Here is an 18,092-nt window from a genome sequence, read left to right on the forward strand (position 1 = left end):
GGCTTTTCAGTTTTATAGCTTCAGCAAGAATAAAATTCGCTCGCCTTGCTACAAACGCTCTAAATCAAACGCGCCTTGCTTTGACAGCTTTTCATTAAGCGGCTTCACTTCCTCACCAAACAAGGTTTCTAGCTGTACTTTATATTGCTGCCACTTTGCCTCTAAGTCTTTCAATCGTTTTAGTGCGCCGGCTTGTGCAGGCGCCCCCGTTCTGTCGAAGTTATCCATTAAGAAACGGACTTGTCTGTCGAGCATATTCGGCCAGTTAATATCGTCTTCAAAGGTTTGATGTTTAGGCTGTATAACTAATGCTTCCCAGTCGTCGATTGCGCTAACAATACGCTCGATTGACGCCGACACATCGCTTGCCAGCATGACGTTATCTTCCGAAACATCATTCAACTGCGCGCGCACATCACGGGCTTTTTGCAAGTGTGCAAACAAATCGTTTAACAAGGTTTCTGTTGCCTGAATGCTCTTTTCAACCACTTGAAGCTGCGCTTTGTCGGCCTCTTCTCTTGGGTCTGGAAGCACTTTAAACGCACGAGTTTGTGCAAGTTCTCCCACGGTGATCTTCGCCTTGTAGTCGCCCGGCATCACGCGAGCACCTTTCCAACCGCCAAACAGTTTTACATTCTCAATGCAGTTTAGTGGCTCACGGCGAAGGTCCCACACGAACGTGTTGTACCCTGCTTTGGTCGATGGGTGTTTAAATTTAATAGGGCTGCGAACGTCTTCGTTACCTTTCGCGCATTTCTCAAATGCACTCGGTGCTGATGACAGTGTGCGAACCAGCTCGTTATCTGCATTAAATATGTCAATGCGTAGCGTTTGGTCTTCTTCTAATGCATCTTTCAGGTAATAGCGGAAAGTCGCGCCACGCGGTGGATTTTTCGCTTGTGGCTGATCGGTCATGCCGCCGCCAGATAACAAGCGAACGCCATCAACCGGTTCAAACTGAAATAGCGCTTCATCATCAAGGGACTTATGCACTTCGCGCAGGGGGCTAATGTCATCTAAAATCCAAAAGCCTCGCCCTTGCGTTGCAACAACCAGGTCGTCACCCTTTACCTGCATATCGGTGATCGACACCGGCGGAAGGTTTAAATCTAGCTCTTGCCAGTGTTTGCCGTCATCGAAGCTAATAAACATGCCGCTTTCTGTACCCGCGAACAGCATCCCTTCACGCTCTGTATCTTCACGCACAACACGTACAAAAGCGTCTTCAGGGAGCCCTTCGTCAATACGCTTCCAGCGCTTGCCGTAATTATCGGTTTTGTAGATGTAAGGTGTGTAGTCATTTAACTTATAGCCTGCTACCGCAACGTAAGCTCTGCCTTGTGCATGAGGGCTTAGCTCAATAGCATTAACCTGCGCTTCTTTATTATGTGGCGTAACATCTTTCCAGTTTTTACCTTCATCACGCGTAATATGAAGCTTACCGTCATCTGCACCAACCCAAAGCTCGCCTTTGTTAATCGCTGACTCAGCAATATAGAAAACCGTATTGTAGTATTCAGCCCCGGCTTGTTCATTGGTAATCGGCCCGCCGTTTAACCCCTGTTTTTCAGGCTCGTTACGGGTTAAGTCTGGGCTGATTTCTTGCCAATTTACACCGCGGTCGGTGGTTTTTAAAATCATCTGCGTGCCGTAATACACCGTGCTAGGGTCGTGCTTTGAAACCAGCACTGGCGCATTCCAATTCGTGCGGTACTTTTGATCCCTCGCATTGCGTCCAAACACATACTCAGGGTAAGGCATGATGGGACGTGTAAGCCCGGTATCGCGGTTGTATTCGGTTAGTGTTCCATTAATGGTAGTGGCGTAAATAAGCGTTGGATCGTCAGGGTTAAACGCAATATGCGCACTTTCGCCACCGCCAACAGCAAACTGATCTTCTATACCCATACCGTCACCCCAGGTTTCAGACGGCGTTGCCATAGTTGAGTTATCTTGCTGGCCGCCATACACATAGTAAGGGTTTAAGTTATCAGTGATTACACGATAAAACTGCGCCGTTGGCTGGTTGTAAATGCTTGACCACGATTCACCACCGTCGAAGGTAACCGTTGCGCCACCGTCATTAGCGTTGATCATGTTTAAGCTGTTTTCCGGGTTTATCCACATATCGTGGGTGTCACCGTGGGGCAGAGATTTAATTTCGAAGGTTTTGCCGCCATCAATGGATTTATGCAGCTGCACATTCATCACATACAGGGTATTTTCATCTACCGGGTCAACCTTAATGTGGTTGTAATACCACGCGCGAGCTTTAAGAATATTGTCGCCGTTCATTAGCTCCCATGATTTACCTGCATCATCACTGCGGTATAAACCGCCTTCATCAGCCTCGATAATGGCGTAGAGGCGCTTTGGGTTAGACGCAGCAATATCAACACCTACTTTACCAATAAGCTTAGGCAGGCCCTTTTCTAGCTTGTCCCAGTTTTCACCGCCATCTGTTGACTTATAAAGGCCACCGCCTTCACCGCCTGATTTAATAAACCAAGGCGTTCTGCCGTGATGCCACATGCTCGCATAAAGAATTCTGGGGTTGGTTGGGTCAATAGCCAAATCAGCTGCGCCTGTGTCGGCATTCACTTTTAATACGTGCTGCCATGTTTCGCCGCCATCCGTCGTTTTGAATATACCGCGCTCTTCATTCGGCCCCCAGATATTGCCCTGCACTGCCGCCCAAGCTATATCAGGATTAGTGGGGTGTATGCGAATTTTAGGGATTTGACCCCGTTTATCTAACCCCATCAGCTTCCAGTTTTCACCGCCGTCAGTAGATTTATAAACACCTTTTCCATGGCTTGTGGTTACACCTCGAATAGGGCCTTCACCAGTACCTACGTAAATAACGTTAGGGTCTGAAGGCGCAACCGCGATAGAACCAATACTGCCTACTTTAAATGTTTTATCGGATATAGCTTTCCACGATAAACCCGCGTTTTCGGTTTTCCACACACCGCCACCAGCGGTGCCCATAAAATAAAGGTTGGTATTACCTTCAACCCCAGTGACCGCCACCGAGCGCCCGCCGCGATAAGGCCCAATGAAGCGATACTCCATTTTGTCGAAAAGTTCAGGGCTAACCGTATCTTCAAGTGCGAATGCAGAATGCGAGAAACTAGAAAGTGCGCTTACGCAGATAGCAAAAGCCGCAACCATTTTCCGAGAAACCAGTTTCTGTAAAACCATAGAAAGTGCCTTGTTGTGTTTTTTATTTTTAATAAGAAGAACTTCTTATACTGCTTTGTTGAAGGCGTTATGGCAAAAGTTTTTATACAAACGCTTTAAACGTTCATAGAAAGGGAATAGGAATAACGAAATATTGGATGCGGCGTCTTTTTACACCGCTGCTGGAAACTAATGACGCAACTGCGCTACGGCAGGGCAGTTGCGTCTATAGAAAACTAAAGTGTGTGGCTTGCGAAGATCCAAACACCTACCGAAACAAGCACAATTCCACCAAATGCCTCTGCTCGTTTGCCAATCAGTGTGCCTAAAGCGCTGCCCAGCATAATTCCCATGGTAACCATCGAAAACGTCGCAACGCCAATTAACGCTGAGGCTATCGCAATGTTCACATCAATTAACGCAAGACTCGCCCCCACCGCCATGGCGTCTATGCTGGTGCCTAGGGCAGTAATACATAGCAAAATAAAGGATTGTTGTTGAGACGTTGACTCTTCTTCTGCGGGTTGGAAGCTCTCAAGTAGCATATAGACGCCCAATCCAGAAAGAATAATTAACGCAATCCAATGGTCCCACGCCTCAACATAAGAAGACGCTGCGCGACCAATCAGCCAGCCTATTAATGGTGTTATTGCTTCTATCGTTCCGAACAAAAGGCCAATTTTAAGGGCAAAGCTTAAGCGAGGGCGGTTGATTTTCACACCTTTACCGATTGCCGCGGCAAACGCATCCGTAGACATGGCAAAGGCGAGCAAGATGAGAGCGAAGATACTCATAGTTTTGAAACTCCGGCCAGGCTAATTGAGTCCACGATAAAACCACACGCCTGACCTTTAGGCATGGAATTATCGATGGTCTCGCCAACCAAGAGGTGTTTGTACCATGGTAATGTGACCAATTATGTTGATACAAACTTTTCCATTAGAAACGGAAACAGGCTACTCCCCAACGAAGAGTGCAAATATAAAACCCTTGCTGTCAACTAATCAAGCTGATTGCGACAAAATGCCCACGTTGAGATATAAATGGCGAGATGTCTATGCCTTTGATTGGCGCATTTTTCTTCAAGCAACCTTAATATTAGTAATGTCAGGGTATGCATTTCTTTGATAGCAATATCCAGAGCAAAAAGAGGTCTAGCTAGTCTAAATACGGCGTTGCCTCAGCGCTTTAACGATTTCGTTGTGCATATCCCGTCTCAGCCCTTACAATGAGAGCTACTTAGTTGTTACAGCGTCAACACTTATCGCTAGCGTTGTGTAAATCAGCATTACTTCATTAAAAGAGATAATTTTTATGCTACGTCTAATTTCTTTAGCCTTTGCTCTAACTATTGCTGGCTGCGCCACCCTTTCTCAACTATCGGTTTATACCGTATCTAATGCTGAACTAGAGCAAGTGCTTGATAGCCAGATAAGTACATTACAAAAAAAGACATCACTTGCCGGTATACCTTTGTTTTTAGATGTTGAGGATATGACCGCAACCATAGGCCCAGATGGCAGAGACGTGGTGCAGTTAGGCGCTATTGCTACAGCTCGCGTGAGCGCGTTTGGTTTGAACTATCCGGCTAAAGTCAGTCTGTCTTTAGAAGGTACGCCTTATTACGATAGCGAAGAAAAGGCGATTTTTGTGCGGTCGCTATCGCTGCTTGACAGCACCATTGATGCGGGCGGCTTTAAAGGTAACCTAGCCCCGGTGAGCGGCGAGTTTATGCAGCTTATTAATGGGTACTTGTCGACTAACCCAGTTTACCGATTAGATTCTACCAATAAAGCCGTTAGCTTACTGTCAGCGGTGCCATTGCAGTTGAGCGTAGAGAACGGTCAGCTTGCGTTAAGACCCAAGCAGTAAGCGTTGAGCCTTAACCTACAACAAAGGTTTAGAACGATAATGTTTCGTTCAAATGAGGTATTGTTGCTTCCCATCCCTTTTCTTTAATGGCGCTACACAAGGCTTGTTTAGCGCCCTCTTCACCATGCACCAAGTATATCTTCGGTGTCTTTTCGAAATGCGATAGCCAATTGATAAGCTGAGATTGACTGGCATGGGCAGAAAACCCACCTAAGGTGTGGATTTGCGCGCGAATAGCAATATCCTCTCCGGCCATTTTGATACGCGTTGCGCCATCTACCATTTTTCGCCCCGGCGTGCCCATGGCCTGAAAGCCAACAAAAATCACATGAGATTGCTTGCGCCACAGGTTTTGTTTTAAGTGGTGGCGAATACGCCCGCCGTTACACATACCGCTGCCGGCGATAATTATTGCGCCACTCACCACTTTATTAAGCGCAATCGATTCTTCTGTAGAGGTGGTATAACTCAAAATAGGCAACAAGGAGTGTAAGCTTTGGTTGTGGCTGTGTGCTCGCTCGGCACTTTCTTCAATAGCGTCGAAGTCCTCTTCGTTGTACACATCTTGATAGCGATGGTAAATTTCCGTAACTGCAATGGCCATAGGGCTGTCTAAATACACTTTTTGATGGGTAAGTTTGCCCTGCTGATACAGCTCGCCCAGGCGAAAAATTATCTCTTGGGTACGCCCTACTGCAAATGATGGAATAAGAATGTTGCCGCCATTCTCACTGGCTTCAAGAATAACCTGTTCAAACTCATCGAGCGTCTCTTCCATTGAACGGTGATTGCGGTCACCATAGGTAGATTCAAGAAGTACCACATCGGCTTCAGTAACGATATCTGGGTCGCGAAGTAATGCAGCCTGTGAATTTCCAAGGTCACCAGAAAAGACCAACTTTTTACTCTGCCCATTTTCAGTGATAAATATTTCCACTATCGCTGAACCCAGAATATGCCCCGCATCGGCAAAATTTATTTCAACGTCTTGCGTGATTTTACGTTTGGTATGATAGCGAGTCGATTTACACTGCTTCATAACGCCGTCCACTTCTTCTTGCCGGTACAAAGGTTCGATGAGCGGTTTACCCGAGCGCTGGCGGCGTTTATTTTCCCATTCCGCGTCGCGCTCTTGTAAAGAAGCCGCATCCTTTAACAGCACTTCTATTAGCTCAACGGTCGGCCGTGTCATGTAAATAGGCCCGCAATACCCTTCTCGTAACAAAATAGGTAAACGGCCAGAATGATCTAGGTGTGCATGGGATAGAATAACAGCGTCAATTTGACTCACATCGATAGGTAGAGGCTCGTGATTTTTAGCTTCTTCATCTCGCCTACCTTGGTACAGACCGCAATCTAAAAGCAAAGTACTATGCTCAGTTTTTAGTAGGTGCATAGATCCTGTCACCCCCTCCACCGCGCCTAAAAAAGTTAGTGTTGCCATACCCGTTTCCTATAGACGCTTAGCGTCATGTTCGTCGGTTCGCGTTTGATATGATTAGCGTCGCTACATTATCCCTTGCTTACCCGTTGTGTATTTTGCAGTGTTAATTATTCGGCGCTTCCAGTTTCTAACGTAATTCGGCTTTGCGCGCCTTCATTAACGTATAGATAAGAGTACAATGCATAAATGCTGGTTTCCTTGTTCTTGGTCAATAAGCAATGGGAATAATCACGGCGCGCAAAGCAACGTAAATGAAAGGTGATGTGAGTGACAGAACGTATTAATACAATAGATGAGTTCGCAAAGCACGTAGACTATTCGCTGCTAGAAAGCTTAAATTGCGACCCTCAAGCAACCCAAGACGGTAACGACCACAACCCTCGTCAAGTTTTCTCTGGTCACTATGTGCCGGTTACTCCGACCCCATTAACTTCGCCCAAATATATTGCGCACAGCGAAACCCTGTTTGCCGAATTAGGGTTAGACGACAGTTTGGCAACATCTAAAGCGTTCACGCAGCTCTTTTCAGGGGATATTTCTGCAGTACCTGCACCTATGAAATCATTCGGCTGGGCAACCGGCTACGCACTGTCTATTTACGGTACTGAGTACACGCAGCAGTGCCCGTTTGGGACGGGTAATGGCTATGGTGACGGCCGAGCAATCTCTATCGTGGAAGGGGTCTTCAACGGCAAGCGTTGGGAGATGCAGTTAAAAGGTGCGGGACGCACGCCTTATTGTCGCGGCGCAGACGGTCGCGCCGTATTGCGCTCTAGCGTGCGTGAATTTTTAGTGCAAGAGCACATGCACGCCTTGGGAATCCCCACATCACGCTCGCTGAGCTTGTTTATGTCTGAATCAAACACGGTAGACCGCCCGTGGTATCGCGAAGGCTCTCACTCCTATGAACCGGAAGTAATGGTCGAAAATATCACAGCGATATCCACCCGCGTTGCACCGTCATTTTTACGCGTCGGGCAAATTGAGCTTTTTGCACGACGTGCTCGCTGTGATGAACATGAACATGCACGAGACGAATTAAAAACCATCGTGATGCACCTTATCGAGCGAGAGTACGCGAAAGAAATTGATACAACTGCTCCGCTAGAAGAGCAAGTGATTAGGCTTGCTGAGCTATTTCGAGACCGATTAACCAACCTTGTCTCACAGTGGGTGCGCGTGGGTTATTGCCAGGGCAATTTTAATAGCGATAACTGCGCAGCCGGAGGGTTTACGCTAGATTACGGGCCATTTGGTTTTTGTGAGTTTTTTGAAGCAGACTACCAACCTTGGACAGGCGGCGGCCGCCACTTCTCGTTTTTAAACCAGCCCATAGCGGCGCAAAAGAACTTTGATATGTTCTGTCGCTCACTAATGACGTTACTTGAAGGCAACGTTGAACAACTCGCTAAGCTTAACGATATTAACGACGGTTTTTCTGACGTTATGGAACGCGCTATGGAGAGCATGTGGGCAACAAAACTTGGCCTTGCGAGCTACGACCACGACTTGCTTATCAAGCTGCTGCAATTAATGTTGCGCACTGGCGTCGACTACACTCTGTTTTTTAGAGAGCTATCGTCGATACCTCGCGATATGTCAGGTTTAACCAAGAGCTTTTACTACCCGCCGAAAGCAGAGGTAATGACAGAATGGGAGGCCTGGCTACAAGCTTGGCGACAGCGCATTGAAAAGGAGGCTGAAGCACAAGATGATGTAGCAAACGCTATGGCTAATACTGCAGAAAACATGCGCAAAGCTAACCCTAAATTCACATGGCGAGAATGGCTTATTGTGCCTGCCTATAAAGCCGCAGAGAAAGATGACTTTACACAAATACACGAACTTCAGAACATCCTCACCGCGCCTTATGATGAGCAATCAGAAGAGGTAGAGAACAAGTATTACCAACTGCGCCCACTTGAATTTTTCAGTGCTGGCGGTGTTGCACACTACAGCTGCTCTTCGTAATAAAGAGCAGCTTTAATTTAGTTTACTTACAAAGAGTCGATAGATTCACTAGGCTCAGTAAACCATACTGGGCCCTCGTCGGTCATATAGAAGTGGTCTTCTAAGCGAATACCGAACTCGTTTGGCACCACTATCATAGGCTCGTTACTAAAACACATGCCAGGTGCTAACGGATGAGGATTGTCTTTAACCAAATACGGCCATTCGTGAATATCCATACCAATGCCATGCCCTGTTCGATGGGGCAAACCCGGTAAATTATAATCTGGCCCTAAGCCGTCTTTCGCTAAGCTATCTCGGGCGGCTTTATCCACGTCACCACAAGGTACACCGACCTTTGCAGCGTTAAATGCCGCAAGCTGAGCGCGCTTTTCGCTTTCCCATAGTGCACGCTGTTTATCTGTCGGCTCACCGAAACAATAGGTTCGAGTGATATCAGAGAGGTAGCCATGTACTTTACAGCCAGTATCAATCAATACTAAGTCGTTTTTCTTTAATACTTGCGGGTCTTTAACGCCGTGGGGAAACGAGGTTGCTTTACCAAACAGCACAATGCAAAAATAGTTACCGCTGGCCCCCACTTTCTTATGCGCATCGTTAATAAATGCTTCAACTTCTGTGGTGGTAATACCTTCATAAAGCATACTGGCAGTGGCTTTGTGCACAGCAAGGGTCATGTCCATGGCCCGCTGAATTAGCGCAAGCTCATTTTCTGACTTGTGCATGCGGCAATGCGCGGTAACCTCTGAACCATTCACAATTTGCCAAGGTTCATTCAGCACCTTGGTAAACCCATCAACAATAAAAAATTGGGTAGATTCATCAACGCCTAATTTTATGCCACCCGCCGTATTGACGGTATTCAGAATAGACATGGCAAGTGCGTAAGGGCTTTCGTGCTCTTGCCAACCGATAATATCCCCTTCCACTACTTTGCGTTCGTTCAAAGAGTCAATTTCAAACGCAGGAGCTAGGTAAACAACGTTCCCCTCTGCGGGTAGAAGCGCCCCCACTAAACGCTCACTGGCGTACCACTGCATGCCTGTAAAATACGCTAAGTTAGTGCCCGCGTTTAAGTAAAGCGCGCCTATGTCATGCTGTTGCATGTAATGCTGTGCTTTGGCAATTCGGGCCTGATACTCAGCAAGAGTGATGGGTGTTAGGTCGCCTGTCATGTCGACAAGACTATCTAGTGCTTGTTGTGCTGTCTTTGTGCCGATAACTGTGTTCATCAAAGCCCGCCTTAGGTCTGAAATTTTAAAACGGGCTCACTTTACAACACTCAAAAATAATGTCGAGATAGCAGTCGCTCCCCCGACAATTCGTTTAGTTCTTGCGTATTAATTAGATTACACGCCTCACAGCTTGAACTTTAAAGCGCGCCTTTCCATGCCTTTTCAGGCAGTAAATAAAGGCCCTTTTCACTCTTCGCACCTTTATTGACGATAAAGCCTATACCAGCAGCCATAACCGCTAACGTCACGTCAAACGCATTGATGCTGTCGCCATAGCCCGCGGTTAAGTTAAACATAGAACCATCAGCCAGCAAATAAAGCGTTTTATCACCCAGTTTATAAGCATTTACATAAGGCATTGGCTCGCTGTGGGACGCGTTGTTTTTAAGGTACGGCACATCGATTTCTTGCGCTACATGACCTACGTTTAAAATAAACGCCCCGTCTTTCATGCTGTCCAGGTGTTTCGAATTTACTACGCCGTAGGCACCTGTTGCTGTGGCAATAACATCAGCTTGGCTAGCAGCCTCGTCTAAACCAACCACTGGCCAACCGTCGTATTTCGCCTGAAGCGCTCTTGCAGGGTCAAGTTCCGCTACTTGAACCTGTGCCCCAAACGCTTTGGCCGATGCCGCCACGCCCTGCCCCACTAAACCATAACCAATTACGACAACCAGCTTTTCGTGCAGCGTTAAATGGGTGGTTTGGAAGAAGGTTTGCCATGCACTTAGGCCCACCATGTGCCTGTTGTGAAGGCCTTCTTTTACAGGCAAATCGTCCCAGTTAAAGATGGGGTAATTGGGCGCCATACCGTTTAGTCGGTTAATGCCTGATCCCGTTGCTTCTAACCCCGATATAATGCTAGGGACTGGCTTGTTTGCTTTTACGTTTTCATGCAGTCGGGTAGTGAGGTCCGCGCCCATTTCACATAAATGGGTAGGCTGCCACGCCAGTGCTTTATCGAATGATTCAGACCAGTCAGCGTCGCTCATATCACGCCATGCGTGGGCTGCTGCCCCTTTATCTACAAGGTAAGACACAACGTCATCTTGTACTGTAGTAGGGTTGCAGGTAGTAAGGAATATATCGCAGCCACGTGACAGCAGCCCTTCAACTAAAGGCGCCATCTTTAAGTCTAGGTGCATGTTACAAGCAAGTTTTACGTTAGACAGGTCAGGTAAAGAAGCGATAGCGTGGCGAGTACGCGGCATATGCAGGCTGGCCCACGCCAACTCTGCTTGAAAATCTTTGTACATGAGAGACTTACCTAGAAAAAAAGAAAACAGAATAATACGTGAGATTTCTGTTTTTATAAATCAGCGATTACTCTTTCCTCTCATTCCAAAGCACAACTTTATTTCGCCCTTGGGCTTTGGCTAAGTAGAGCGCTTGATCAGCCTCTTTTATCAAAACGTTTAGATCATCTTCTCCCGGGTACGAGCCAGAAACGCCAATACTCACTGTCACCCTAACCAACTTATTAATATCATGGCTAAATAGGTGTAGCCTTAAGTTCTCTGCAATTTGCTTGGCGTAATTAGCCCGGGTATTAGGTAAAAACACCAAAAATTCTTCACCGCCCCAGCGAAAGGTTATATCCGACCCTCTCACTTGGCCCTTTATTTCTTTAGCCACGTTTTGCAGCACTTTATCGCCCATATCGTGGCCAAATTTGTCGTTGATACGCTTAAACCAGTCTAAATCGATAAGTAAAACCGACATGTGTTTATTACTGCGTTTTCCTAATTCCCAAATGGGATAGACCAAATCTTCAAATGCCCGTCGGTTGTAAAGCGAGGTGAGCGGGTCTAATCGCGCATCTCGTTCGGCACTCAAGCGTGCCTGTTGTACTTGCTTGTAATTGAAGGCCAGAGAAATCGACAGCAAAGACATTTCTAAAACCATACCAATTTCGATACCGCGAAATGCCCATTTCGAATAGCTCACTAGTCCCCACGTAGCGAGACTTGATACCGTCGCGCCCCCAGTTCCACAGAGTACCGCAGCAGAAAAAACTTAGCCAGTGTATCGCCATTTCTGTAAGCAAAAATACCGATAGCTAACATCCAAAGTGAAATTGTAGTTAGCACGACAAGTTGTGACATAACAGCGAAAGAACGGCTACCGACTAAAATAATCAATACTGCCAGCGCCCCTAACCCTCCGTAAATGTACTTCCTGTTTCGGTAAAGCTTAGGTAAGTAAAGTTGAGTGTTGAGAAACTCAATGGTCAACCGTACGGCGCTAAAAAGGTAAAAGAACATTAGCGTGGGCATAAGCCCCTGCTGAAGGAATACAGAGTCAGACCATACCCACCAAAAACCGTGCCCCGTATAGGTGAAATTAAAAGCCAGAAAAGAAAGAAGGTACAAGGAATATAGTAAATACCTTCGCTCTTTTAGGTAGCTATATAAAACCAAGTTATAAACCAAAAGAATAACCAATGAACCGTAAAGCGCACCATAGAAATAGGCGTTTTCAGTAGACTTGTCGTTGGCGATGACAGGCTGGCCTAGATAAACCGGAATGGTCATGGGGTCTTGAGATGAGAATCTGAAAACAACGATAGTTTGTTGCTGGGTAAATCGATAAAAAACGGAAGGCATTCTAGCGCGCTCGGCCCGCGCGCTGTGCACTTGGTTATCGCCCAATGTAACGTGATGCTTTCTTTCGCCGTTTTCAAAGAAATACACGTCAATATCGTCCAACCAAGCGTTGTCTATTTCTATGACTAAAGGCAAGAAAGGAAAACTTTCTGATAGATTATGGGGATCGCTCGTTACGGGTTCACCGTAGGTATGGATATCAACAGGCAAAACACCCCATATAGTGTTGTTCGTAAACCCATAACTCACTTGCCCTGATGTGTTTTTAGTGAGCAACCGGCCTTCATATTTAGCCATAACCTCTTCGGCAGAGAGTGCACTGCCACTTTCCTGCAACATCCACAGCTTGTCATTAACTAGCTGCATCCCTCCTGAAGGGTCTATGCTTTTCGCATGCGCAAGTTTGCACAATAGGATGCTAAAAACAACAAAACCAGCGAAGAAAAGAAAAGCTCTCATATATCTATTCTTTCTAATGTCGGGGTAATCTGCGGGACGATTCTCAATAACAGCAAACCTAACTCTTAATAAATATTAACTTACGCTTATTAAACACGTTTGTGAATACTTATTAATCACAAGATGTGGGCCACTGCGCATTTTTCTTGTCGTATCTTGAAATTTCTCTTATGCATCAAAGAAGAACGTTGGCATACTGTGTTATCACGCGCTGCACTTCAGTTCAGCTCCAGATCATTCTCTTTGAAATCCAATAAAAGGCCTGGTTCTTTTTATGCTCAGCTTTGTCACCAGTACGCTTATTCCTGTTCTTATTTTACTGTTAATGGGGTGGCTTTTTTTTAGAATTAAATGGCTCAATGAAGGTTTTATTGAAGCAGGCTCAAAGCTTGTCTTTAACGTCGCTTTACCGGCCTTGCTATTTTTGTCTATCGCGAGGGCAGACTTTTCCAAGGCCGCCAACCCAACCCTTATTGGTGTAGGAGTAATAGGTACACTACTTGTGTTTATTGTCTTAATGATAACTTCCCATGTAGCGGTTCAGCCCTATAAAGCACGAGGCGTTGTGGTTCAGGGAGGCTTTAGGGCTAATATGGGCATTATAGGTCTTGCGTATTGCGCCAATACCTACGGACAAGAGGGCCTCGCTGTAGCCTCGGTCTATATGGGATGTATCACCATATTATTTAACGTATTGTCAGTCTTTGTCCTTAATTTTTACCAAGGTACGTCACGCTCATTGCTCGGACAAGTATCGGGTATGGCAAAGAACCCATTAATTATCTCCATTGCTGCTGCCCTGCCCTTTTCCTATTTTGAATGGCAGCTTCCCGAAATGATTGTTAAAACCGGTGAGTATTTTGCGCAGCTTACCCTGCCCCTTGCTCTCATTTGTACCGGCGCGTCATTGCAGTTTCGCTCATTTTCCAGTGACTGGTTTAATATTGTATTGAGCACCACGAGCAAATGCGTCATTTATCCTACGGTGTTAGTTTCTATTGCCTATGCTTTTGGTTTTAAAGGGATGGAGCTTGGCATTGTTCTTCTATTAGCCATCTCACCAACCGCTGCGGCAAGCTATGTCATGGTGAGGAACTTAGGGGGTGATTACCGCTTAGCGGCAAGTATTATCGCAGTCAGCACATTGGCGTCTTTACCGATTACCGCCCTCGCCTTTGGGGTACTGAGTAAATTACAGTTAGTTTAAAAAAGACGCATCTTCGCTAGACGTACTGCGGGGCTAAAAGGTTAACAAACAGCTGCGGTGAACCCGTTGCCACATAGCTTAGAAACGAAAAGCGCCGGGCAACTTGACGTTAACTCGGCGAAAAAGCGTAACAGACGCCGCCTTAATCTGCTTCTATCTCACCCTCTTCAATGGCCACAACACGGCGTGCTTCAACGTAGGTTTTAATAGCCCAAAGTGTCTCTTGATCTAAGATAGGATCGGTTTGACCTTCAGGAATACCGCCAAGTGCAGGCATGCCTTTCGCCGAACCGAAGCGCAAGCGCTCAACGAACCATTCGTCGTCTTCAAAGCTTTCAGGATCAAGTTCACGAAGGTCTGGGTTTATTCCGCCAGACTGCGCGTGCAAGCCGTGACAACCTGCACAGTTATTTGCATAAGCTGATTCACCAAATTTGATAACTTTCGTTTTGGTGTCGTCGTCTAGGCTTCGGTAGGGGTTTTCAAACACCCAGCCATTTTCAGACTCATCGCCATCGGTGATTGGCGGCATTTCTGAGCTATCTGCTCCTTGAGGGATAACATTTCCGTGTGCAAGCACGTGGCCAGACAAGCCCGTTACCACGAGTGCAGCAAACAACATCGATATTTTTGTTTTCATAATTCATACATCCTCAAAAGACTATGAATTAAGTATACGTACGAGGAAATAAGGGGTAACTCTACTTTGGTTTTGAAAGGCTCCTCCTTTGGTAGGAGGCCACAATGATAGCCCCTGGAAGCGCCTGGCTTACTCTTGCTGCTTCAACATTAATACTAAAGTTAGAGTCGAAATAACGCTCATAAAAATGATGAAGACTTACCTTGCCAACAGATGAATGAAAAGGTGATGAATAAAATGGCCAGCGCACGTTGGCGCTGGCCATGTATTAATCACTATATACTGCTCAGCTAAGATTAGTTTTTTGCCACCTGCTGATAGCGCTTGGGCAATTTAAACGTCCACACGGTGCCGCCTTGGTTGAAGTGCTTAACGCGTTTTGCAACTTCACCGCCCCATAATGGCACTGCGCCGCCCCATCCAGATAGTACAGAGATGTACTGCTCACCGTCCATATCCCATGTCACAGGAGAGCCAACGATACCTGAGCCAGTTTGGAACTTGTAAACCATTTCGCCGGTTTTGTCGTCAAAGGCCATAAGATAACCTTCAGGGTTACCGGTCCATACCAAACCACCACCTGTAGTTAACACACCGCCCCATAGTGGAGAGAAGTTGTTATAGCGCCACACCGTTTTACCTGTTTTAGGGTCAATCGCTTTAAGTACACCAATAAAATCTTCATCCACTGATTTAATGGTGAAACCCGCGCCTAGGTACGCTGCCCCTTTTTTGTAAGCGGTAGGCTCATTCCAAATATCCATCTCCCATTCATTTGAAGGCACATAAAACAGCTCTGTGTCCTTAGAGTAGGCCATTGGCATCCAGTTTTTTCCCCCTAAAAATGCAGGGCGCGCTACAACTTGCTCCCCCTGTTTGCCATCAGCAGATTGTGCAGGGCTTCCTGGGCGGTTAGCGTCAACGTAAATGGGTCGCCCTTTTTCATCGAGTCCCTTTGCCCAGTTTAGCTCGTCGACAAATGGAAAGCCGCGAATAAAATCACCGTTCTCGCGATTAAGAACGTAGAAAAAGCCGTTTCTATCGGCGGTTGCCGCCGCTTTCACTGTCTTGCCGTTTTCCTGGTAATCAAACGAGATAAGCTCGTTTACACCATCGAAGTCCCAGCCATCGTGTGGCGTAGTTTGGAAGTGCCACACAATCTTCCCTGTATTAGGGTCGATAGCTAAGCGTGACGACGAGAAGTAGTTATCGCCAGGGCGTAGGTGAGAGTTCCACGGTGCAGGGTTACCTGTTCCAAAGAAAAGTAAACCAGTGTCCGAGTCGTAAGTGCCGCCTAGCCACGTTGCTGCACCACCGGTTTTCCATAAATCAGCAGGCCATGTTTTACCTGGCGCGCCACCTGAAATACCATTCTCGGTTTTCTTACCGTCTTTCCATAGATAACCCATGTGCCCTTCAACGGTAGGTCTAACCCACAGCTGTTTGCCAGACTTCGCGTCGTAAGCATACACTTTACCGACGATACCGAACTCACCACCGGAGATGCCTGTAATGACTTTTCCGTCAACAACAATAGGCGCCGCAGTAATGGCGTAGCCCGCTCGGTAGTCTTCAACTTTTTTCTTCCAAACAGTTTTACCCGTGTCTTTATCAAGTGCTACTAACTTGGCATCCAAGGTGCCGAATATGACCAGATTATCGTAAAGCGCAACGCCACGGTTTATAACGTCACAGCAAGGCATAATGCCGTCTGGCAAACGCGCCTCATATTGCCATAGCTCTTCACCAGTTCTCGCATCGATGGCCCACACACGAGAGTAAGATCCGGTTACATACATCACGCCATCTTTGACCATGGGCTGGGACTCTTGCCCCCGCTGCTTCTCACCGCCTAACGAAAAGGCCCATACAGGACGCACCTCTTCTACGGTATCGCGGTTAATAGCGGTTAACGGGCTATAGCGCTGAGCTTTTAAGCCCATTCCATACGTCACTATATCGTCAGTAGTATTGTGGTCATTTTGAATATCTTTGTCGGTGACAACAGCATGGACAGGAGTTAACGCACTTGCACAAATCAACATTGATAGGGCAAGTTTTTTAATTGGCATATTATTATTCATAACGGTTCCTAGTTGCATGTAGGCCATAAATGGTCTGTTTCAGACTATTCGTTAGGATTAGCATAGCTAGGGGGGATGTCGATGCCTATGCAACAGCGGAGTGATTTGACTCCTCCTTTAGGAGGAGGAATGAAGGGCTATTTTCCCTTTCGTTTAACGCTTTTACGCTTTCACGTCTTTTTAAATAAAAGCGCTATTCCAATAATGATAGCAGTGATAAAGATATGAAGGCTGCCGGCAATAGAATTACTGCCTAAGTGCTACCGGTTAACATGCTAGTGTTCAAAAAGCTGTAATTCGAAGCCCGTTAATCATCGTGCTATTGTTTAAAGTGCTATTGTTCTGAGCGCTTTTGGTCAGATCCTTTTATACTGAATTATCTTATTCTGAACTTTCATTCCCTGAAAAATAAGGCGGCATCTCATAAACGGTGTTGTATTTTGCAAATAGGCGTTGCATATCGCCGTCTACCACCATTCGCGTAATTACATCACCAATTTCATAGCCTAGCGCGCGATAATTAGTATGAACAGCAAGTCCTATATCCCACTTTTGCTTTCCAATAAGCGGAAACGCGTTGCTTGCAAGGCGATATTGCTCGTTATCAACAAACTGACTGAGGTAGGATATTTGCGAGCGCAACCCCATTACCGCTTCGACGGTTCCCGCTTTCATCGCGTCAAACGCTTCTGCGTTTGAGCCATAGTGCGATGTTTTTTCTCGCAATCGGCCGCCAAACGCTGACGTTAGGTAAAAGTGGGGAATGCTGTCTATTTCCGCACCAATCGTGTGATACTGAAACATGCCCATGGTTTCCACTTCGGGCAAGGTTTGCGTGTTGTGAATGATTTGCCAGCTTTCACGCTGATAGGGGGCAAACATATGAACGAGCTCATTAACCAACAAGCCCACATCGTCACGTTTTTGAGAAAAACTGGGGTCGTAAGGCGCGCGCATCATCACATCAGCCTTAATGCGGTGGATAATATGGCCCTTCCATAGGTAATTTCTGAAATCGTCTTCTGTCGTTTCACCTGGTGTCATCCATATCAGTTCTAGCTCAACATCAAGGGCGCTCGCGATTTCACGGGCGATATCAATATCAATACCTGTGGGGCTATCGTTTTCAATAAATGAAAATGGAGGATAGTCGGTGTACACCGCAATTCTAATTAAACCGCTGTCTTTAATATCGTCTAACGATCTTGCTTCCCCGAAGGCAGAAAGCGCAGAACCCGTTATCAGGCAGAGTAAAATGAAAATAACTCGAAAAGGTTTAACTAACTGCACAGCTTACCCACTTATTCAATCGAACTTCTTAAGCATACTAAGGGGTTAGGGTGATTTTACTAATGCTACTTTAGCGCCATAGCATTCCTCCTTTAGGAGGA

13 protein-coding genes and 1 riboswitch are annotated in these 18,092 nt (G+C 46.3%); of the genes, 3 read left to right on the forward strand and 10 right to left on the reverse strand.

All coding sequences use genetic code 11. The features are described from left to right. Window positions 1-48: 48 nt before the first annotated feature. Together ACTRWF_RS11485 and ACTRWF_RS11490 are read right to left on the reverse strand one after the other, a co-directional pair. Window positions 49-3,204 (reverse strand): WD40/YVTN/BNR-like repeat-containing protein, encoded by a 3,156-nt coding sequence (locus tag ACTRWF_RS11485; RefSeq protein WP_015067991.1) that lies wholly within the window; start codon window positions 3,202-3,204, stop codon window positions 49-51. Between the two features lie 215 nt (window positions 3,205-3,419). Further along, on the reverse strand, window positions 3,420-3,977 hold the full coding sequence (locus ACTRWF_RS11490) for a manganese efflux pump MntP (protein WP_015067992.1): 558 nt from the start codon (window positions 3,975-3,977) through the stop codon (window positions 3,420-3,422). A gap of 40 nt (window positions 3,978-4,017) precedes the next feature. Continuing rightward, a riboswitch (yybP-ykoY riboswitch) is annotated at window positions 4,018-4,160 on the reverse strand. Between the two features lie 337 nt (window positions 4,161-4,497). Here ACTRWF_RS11490 and ACTRWF_RS11495 point away from each other — a divergent pair. Then, entirely contained in the window at window positions 4,498-5,055 is a 558-nt protein-coding gene (locus ACTRWF_RS11495; RefSeq protein ID WP_015067993.1) for a YceB family lipoprotein, read from the forward strand. A gap of 28 nt (window positions 5,056-5,083) precedes the next feature. Here the strand turns inward: ACTRWF_RS11495 and ACTRWF_RS11500 are convergent, their stop codons facing one another. Beyond that, on the reverse strand, window positions 5,084-6,499 hold the full coding sequence (locus ACTRWF_RS11500) for an MBL fold metallo-hydrolase RNA specificity domain-containing protein (RefSeq protein ID WP_071952594.1): 1,416 nt from the start codon (window positions 6,497-6,499) through the stop codon (window positions 5,084-5,086). A gap of 267 nt (window positions 6,500-6,766) precedes the next feature. Between ACTRWF_RS11500 and ACTRWF_RS11505 the strand changes: the two genes are divergently transcribed. Beyond that, complete coding sequence (locus ACTRWF_RS11505) at window positions 6,767-8,470, forward strand: protein adenylyltransferase SelO family protein (protein ID WP_462835581.1); 1,704 nt, start codon at window positions 6,767-6,769, stop codon at window positions 8,468-8,470. Between the two features lie 26 nt (window positions 8,471-8,496). Here the strand turns inward: ACTRWF_RS11505 and ACTRWF_RS11510 are convergent, their stop codons facing one another. The 4 genes from ACTRWF_RS11510 to ACTRWF_RS11525 all read right to left on the reverse strand — a co-directional run bounded on the left by ACTRWF_RS11510 (window position 8,497) and on the right by ACTRWF_RS11525 (window position 12,770). Beyond that, window positions 8,497-9,702: a M24 family metallopeptidase gene (locus tag ACTRWF_RS11510; RefSeq protein ID WP_462835582.1), complete on the reverse strand. Its 1,206-nt coding sequence runs from the start codon at window positions 9,700-9,702 to the stop codon at window positions 8,497-8,499. Between the two features lie 140 nt (window positions 9,703-9,842). Then, window positions 9,843-10,961: an adenosylhomocysteinase gene (locus ACTRWF_RS11515; protein WP_015067997.1), complete on the reverse strand. Its 1,119-nt coding sequence runs from the start codon at window positions 10,959-10,961 to the stop codon at window positions 9,843-9,845. A gap of 67 nt (window positions 10,962-11,028) precedes the next feature. Next, window positions 11,029-11,652, reverse strand: a complete 624-nt coding sequence (locus ACTRWF_RS11520; protein ID WP_232362980.1) for a GGDEF domain-containing protein — start codon at window positions 11,650-11,652, stop codon at window positions 11,029-11,031. Further along, window positions 11,652-12,770: a 7TMR-DISM family protein gene (locus ACTRWF_RS11525; RefSeq protein ID WP_232362981.1), complete on the reverse strand. Its 1,119-nt coding sequence runs from the start codon at window positions 12,768-12,770 to the stop codon at window positions 11,652-11,654. The genes ACTRWF_RS11520 and ACTRWF_RS11525 overlap by 1 nt, the downstream gene beginning before the upstream one ends. 274 nt (window positions 12,771-13,044) lie before the next feature. Between ACTRWF_RS11525 and ACTRWF_RS11530 the strand changes: the two genes are divergently transcribed. Further along, window positions 13,045-13,977: an AEC family transporter gene (locus ACTRWF_RS11530; protein ID WP_462835583.1), complete on the forward strand. Its 933-nt coding sequence runs from the start codon at window positions 13,045-13,047 to the stop codon at window positions 13,975-13,977. A 142-nt stretch (window positions 13,978-14,119) separates the two neighbouring features. Here the strand turns inward: ACTRWF_RS11530 and pedF are convergent, their stop codons facing one another. The 3 genes from pedF to ACTRWF_RS11545 form a co-directional block, all read right to left on the reverse strand. Continuing rightward, a complete protein-coding gene (gene pedF / locus ACTRWF_RS11535) occupies window positions 14,120-14,617 on the reverse strand; it encodes a cytochrome c-550 PedF (protein WP_015067999.1) in 498 nt (165 codons plus the stop codon). 296 nt (window positions 14,618-14,913) lie between these two features. Further along, window positions 14,914-16,701, reverse strand: a complete 1,788-nt coding sequence (locus ACTRWF_RS11540) for a PQQ-dependent methanol/ethanol family dehydrogenase (protein WP_024016903.1) — start codon at window positions 16,699-16,701, stop codon at window positions 14,914-14,916. Between the two features lie 381 nt (window positions 16,702-17,082). Then, the gene (locus ACTRWF_RS11545) at window positions 17,083-17,991 is read right to left on the reverse strand and encodes a substrate-binding periplasmic protein (RefSeq protein ID WP_020744227.1); all 909 of its coding nucleotides are present in this window, start codon (window positions 17,989-17,991) and stop codon (window positions 17,083-17,085) included. Between the last annotated feature and the right edge of the window lie 101 nt (window positions 17,992-18,092).

The organism is Alteromonas sp. G5_S2_22_S1 (genome assembly GCF_054968525.1).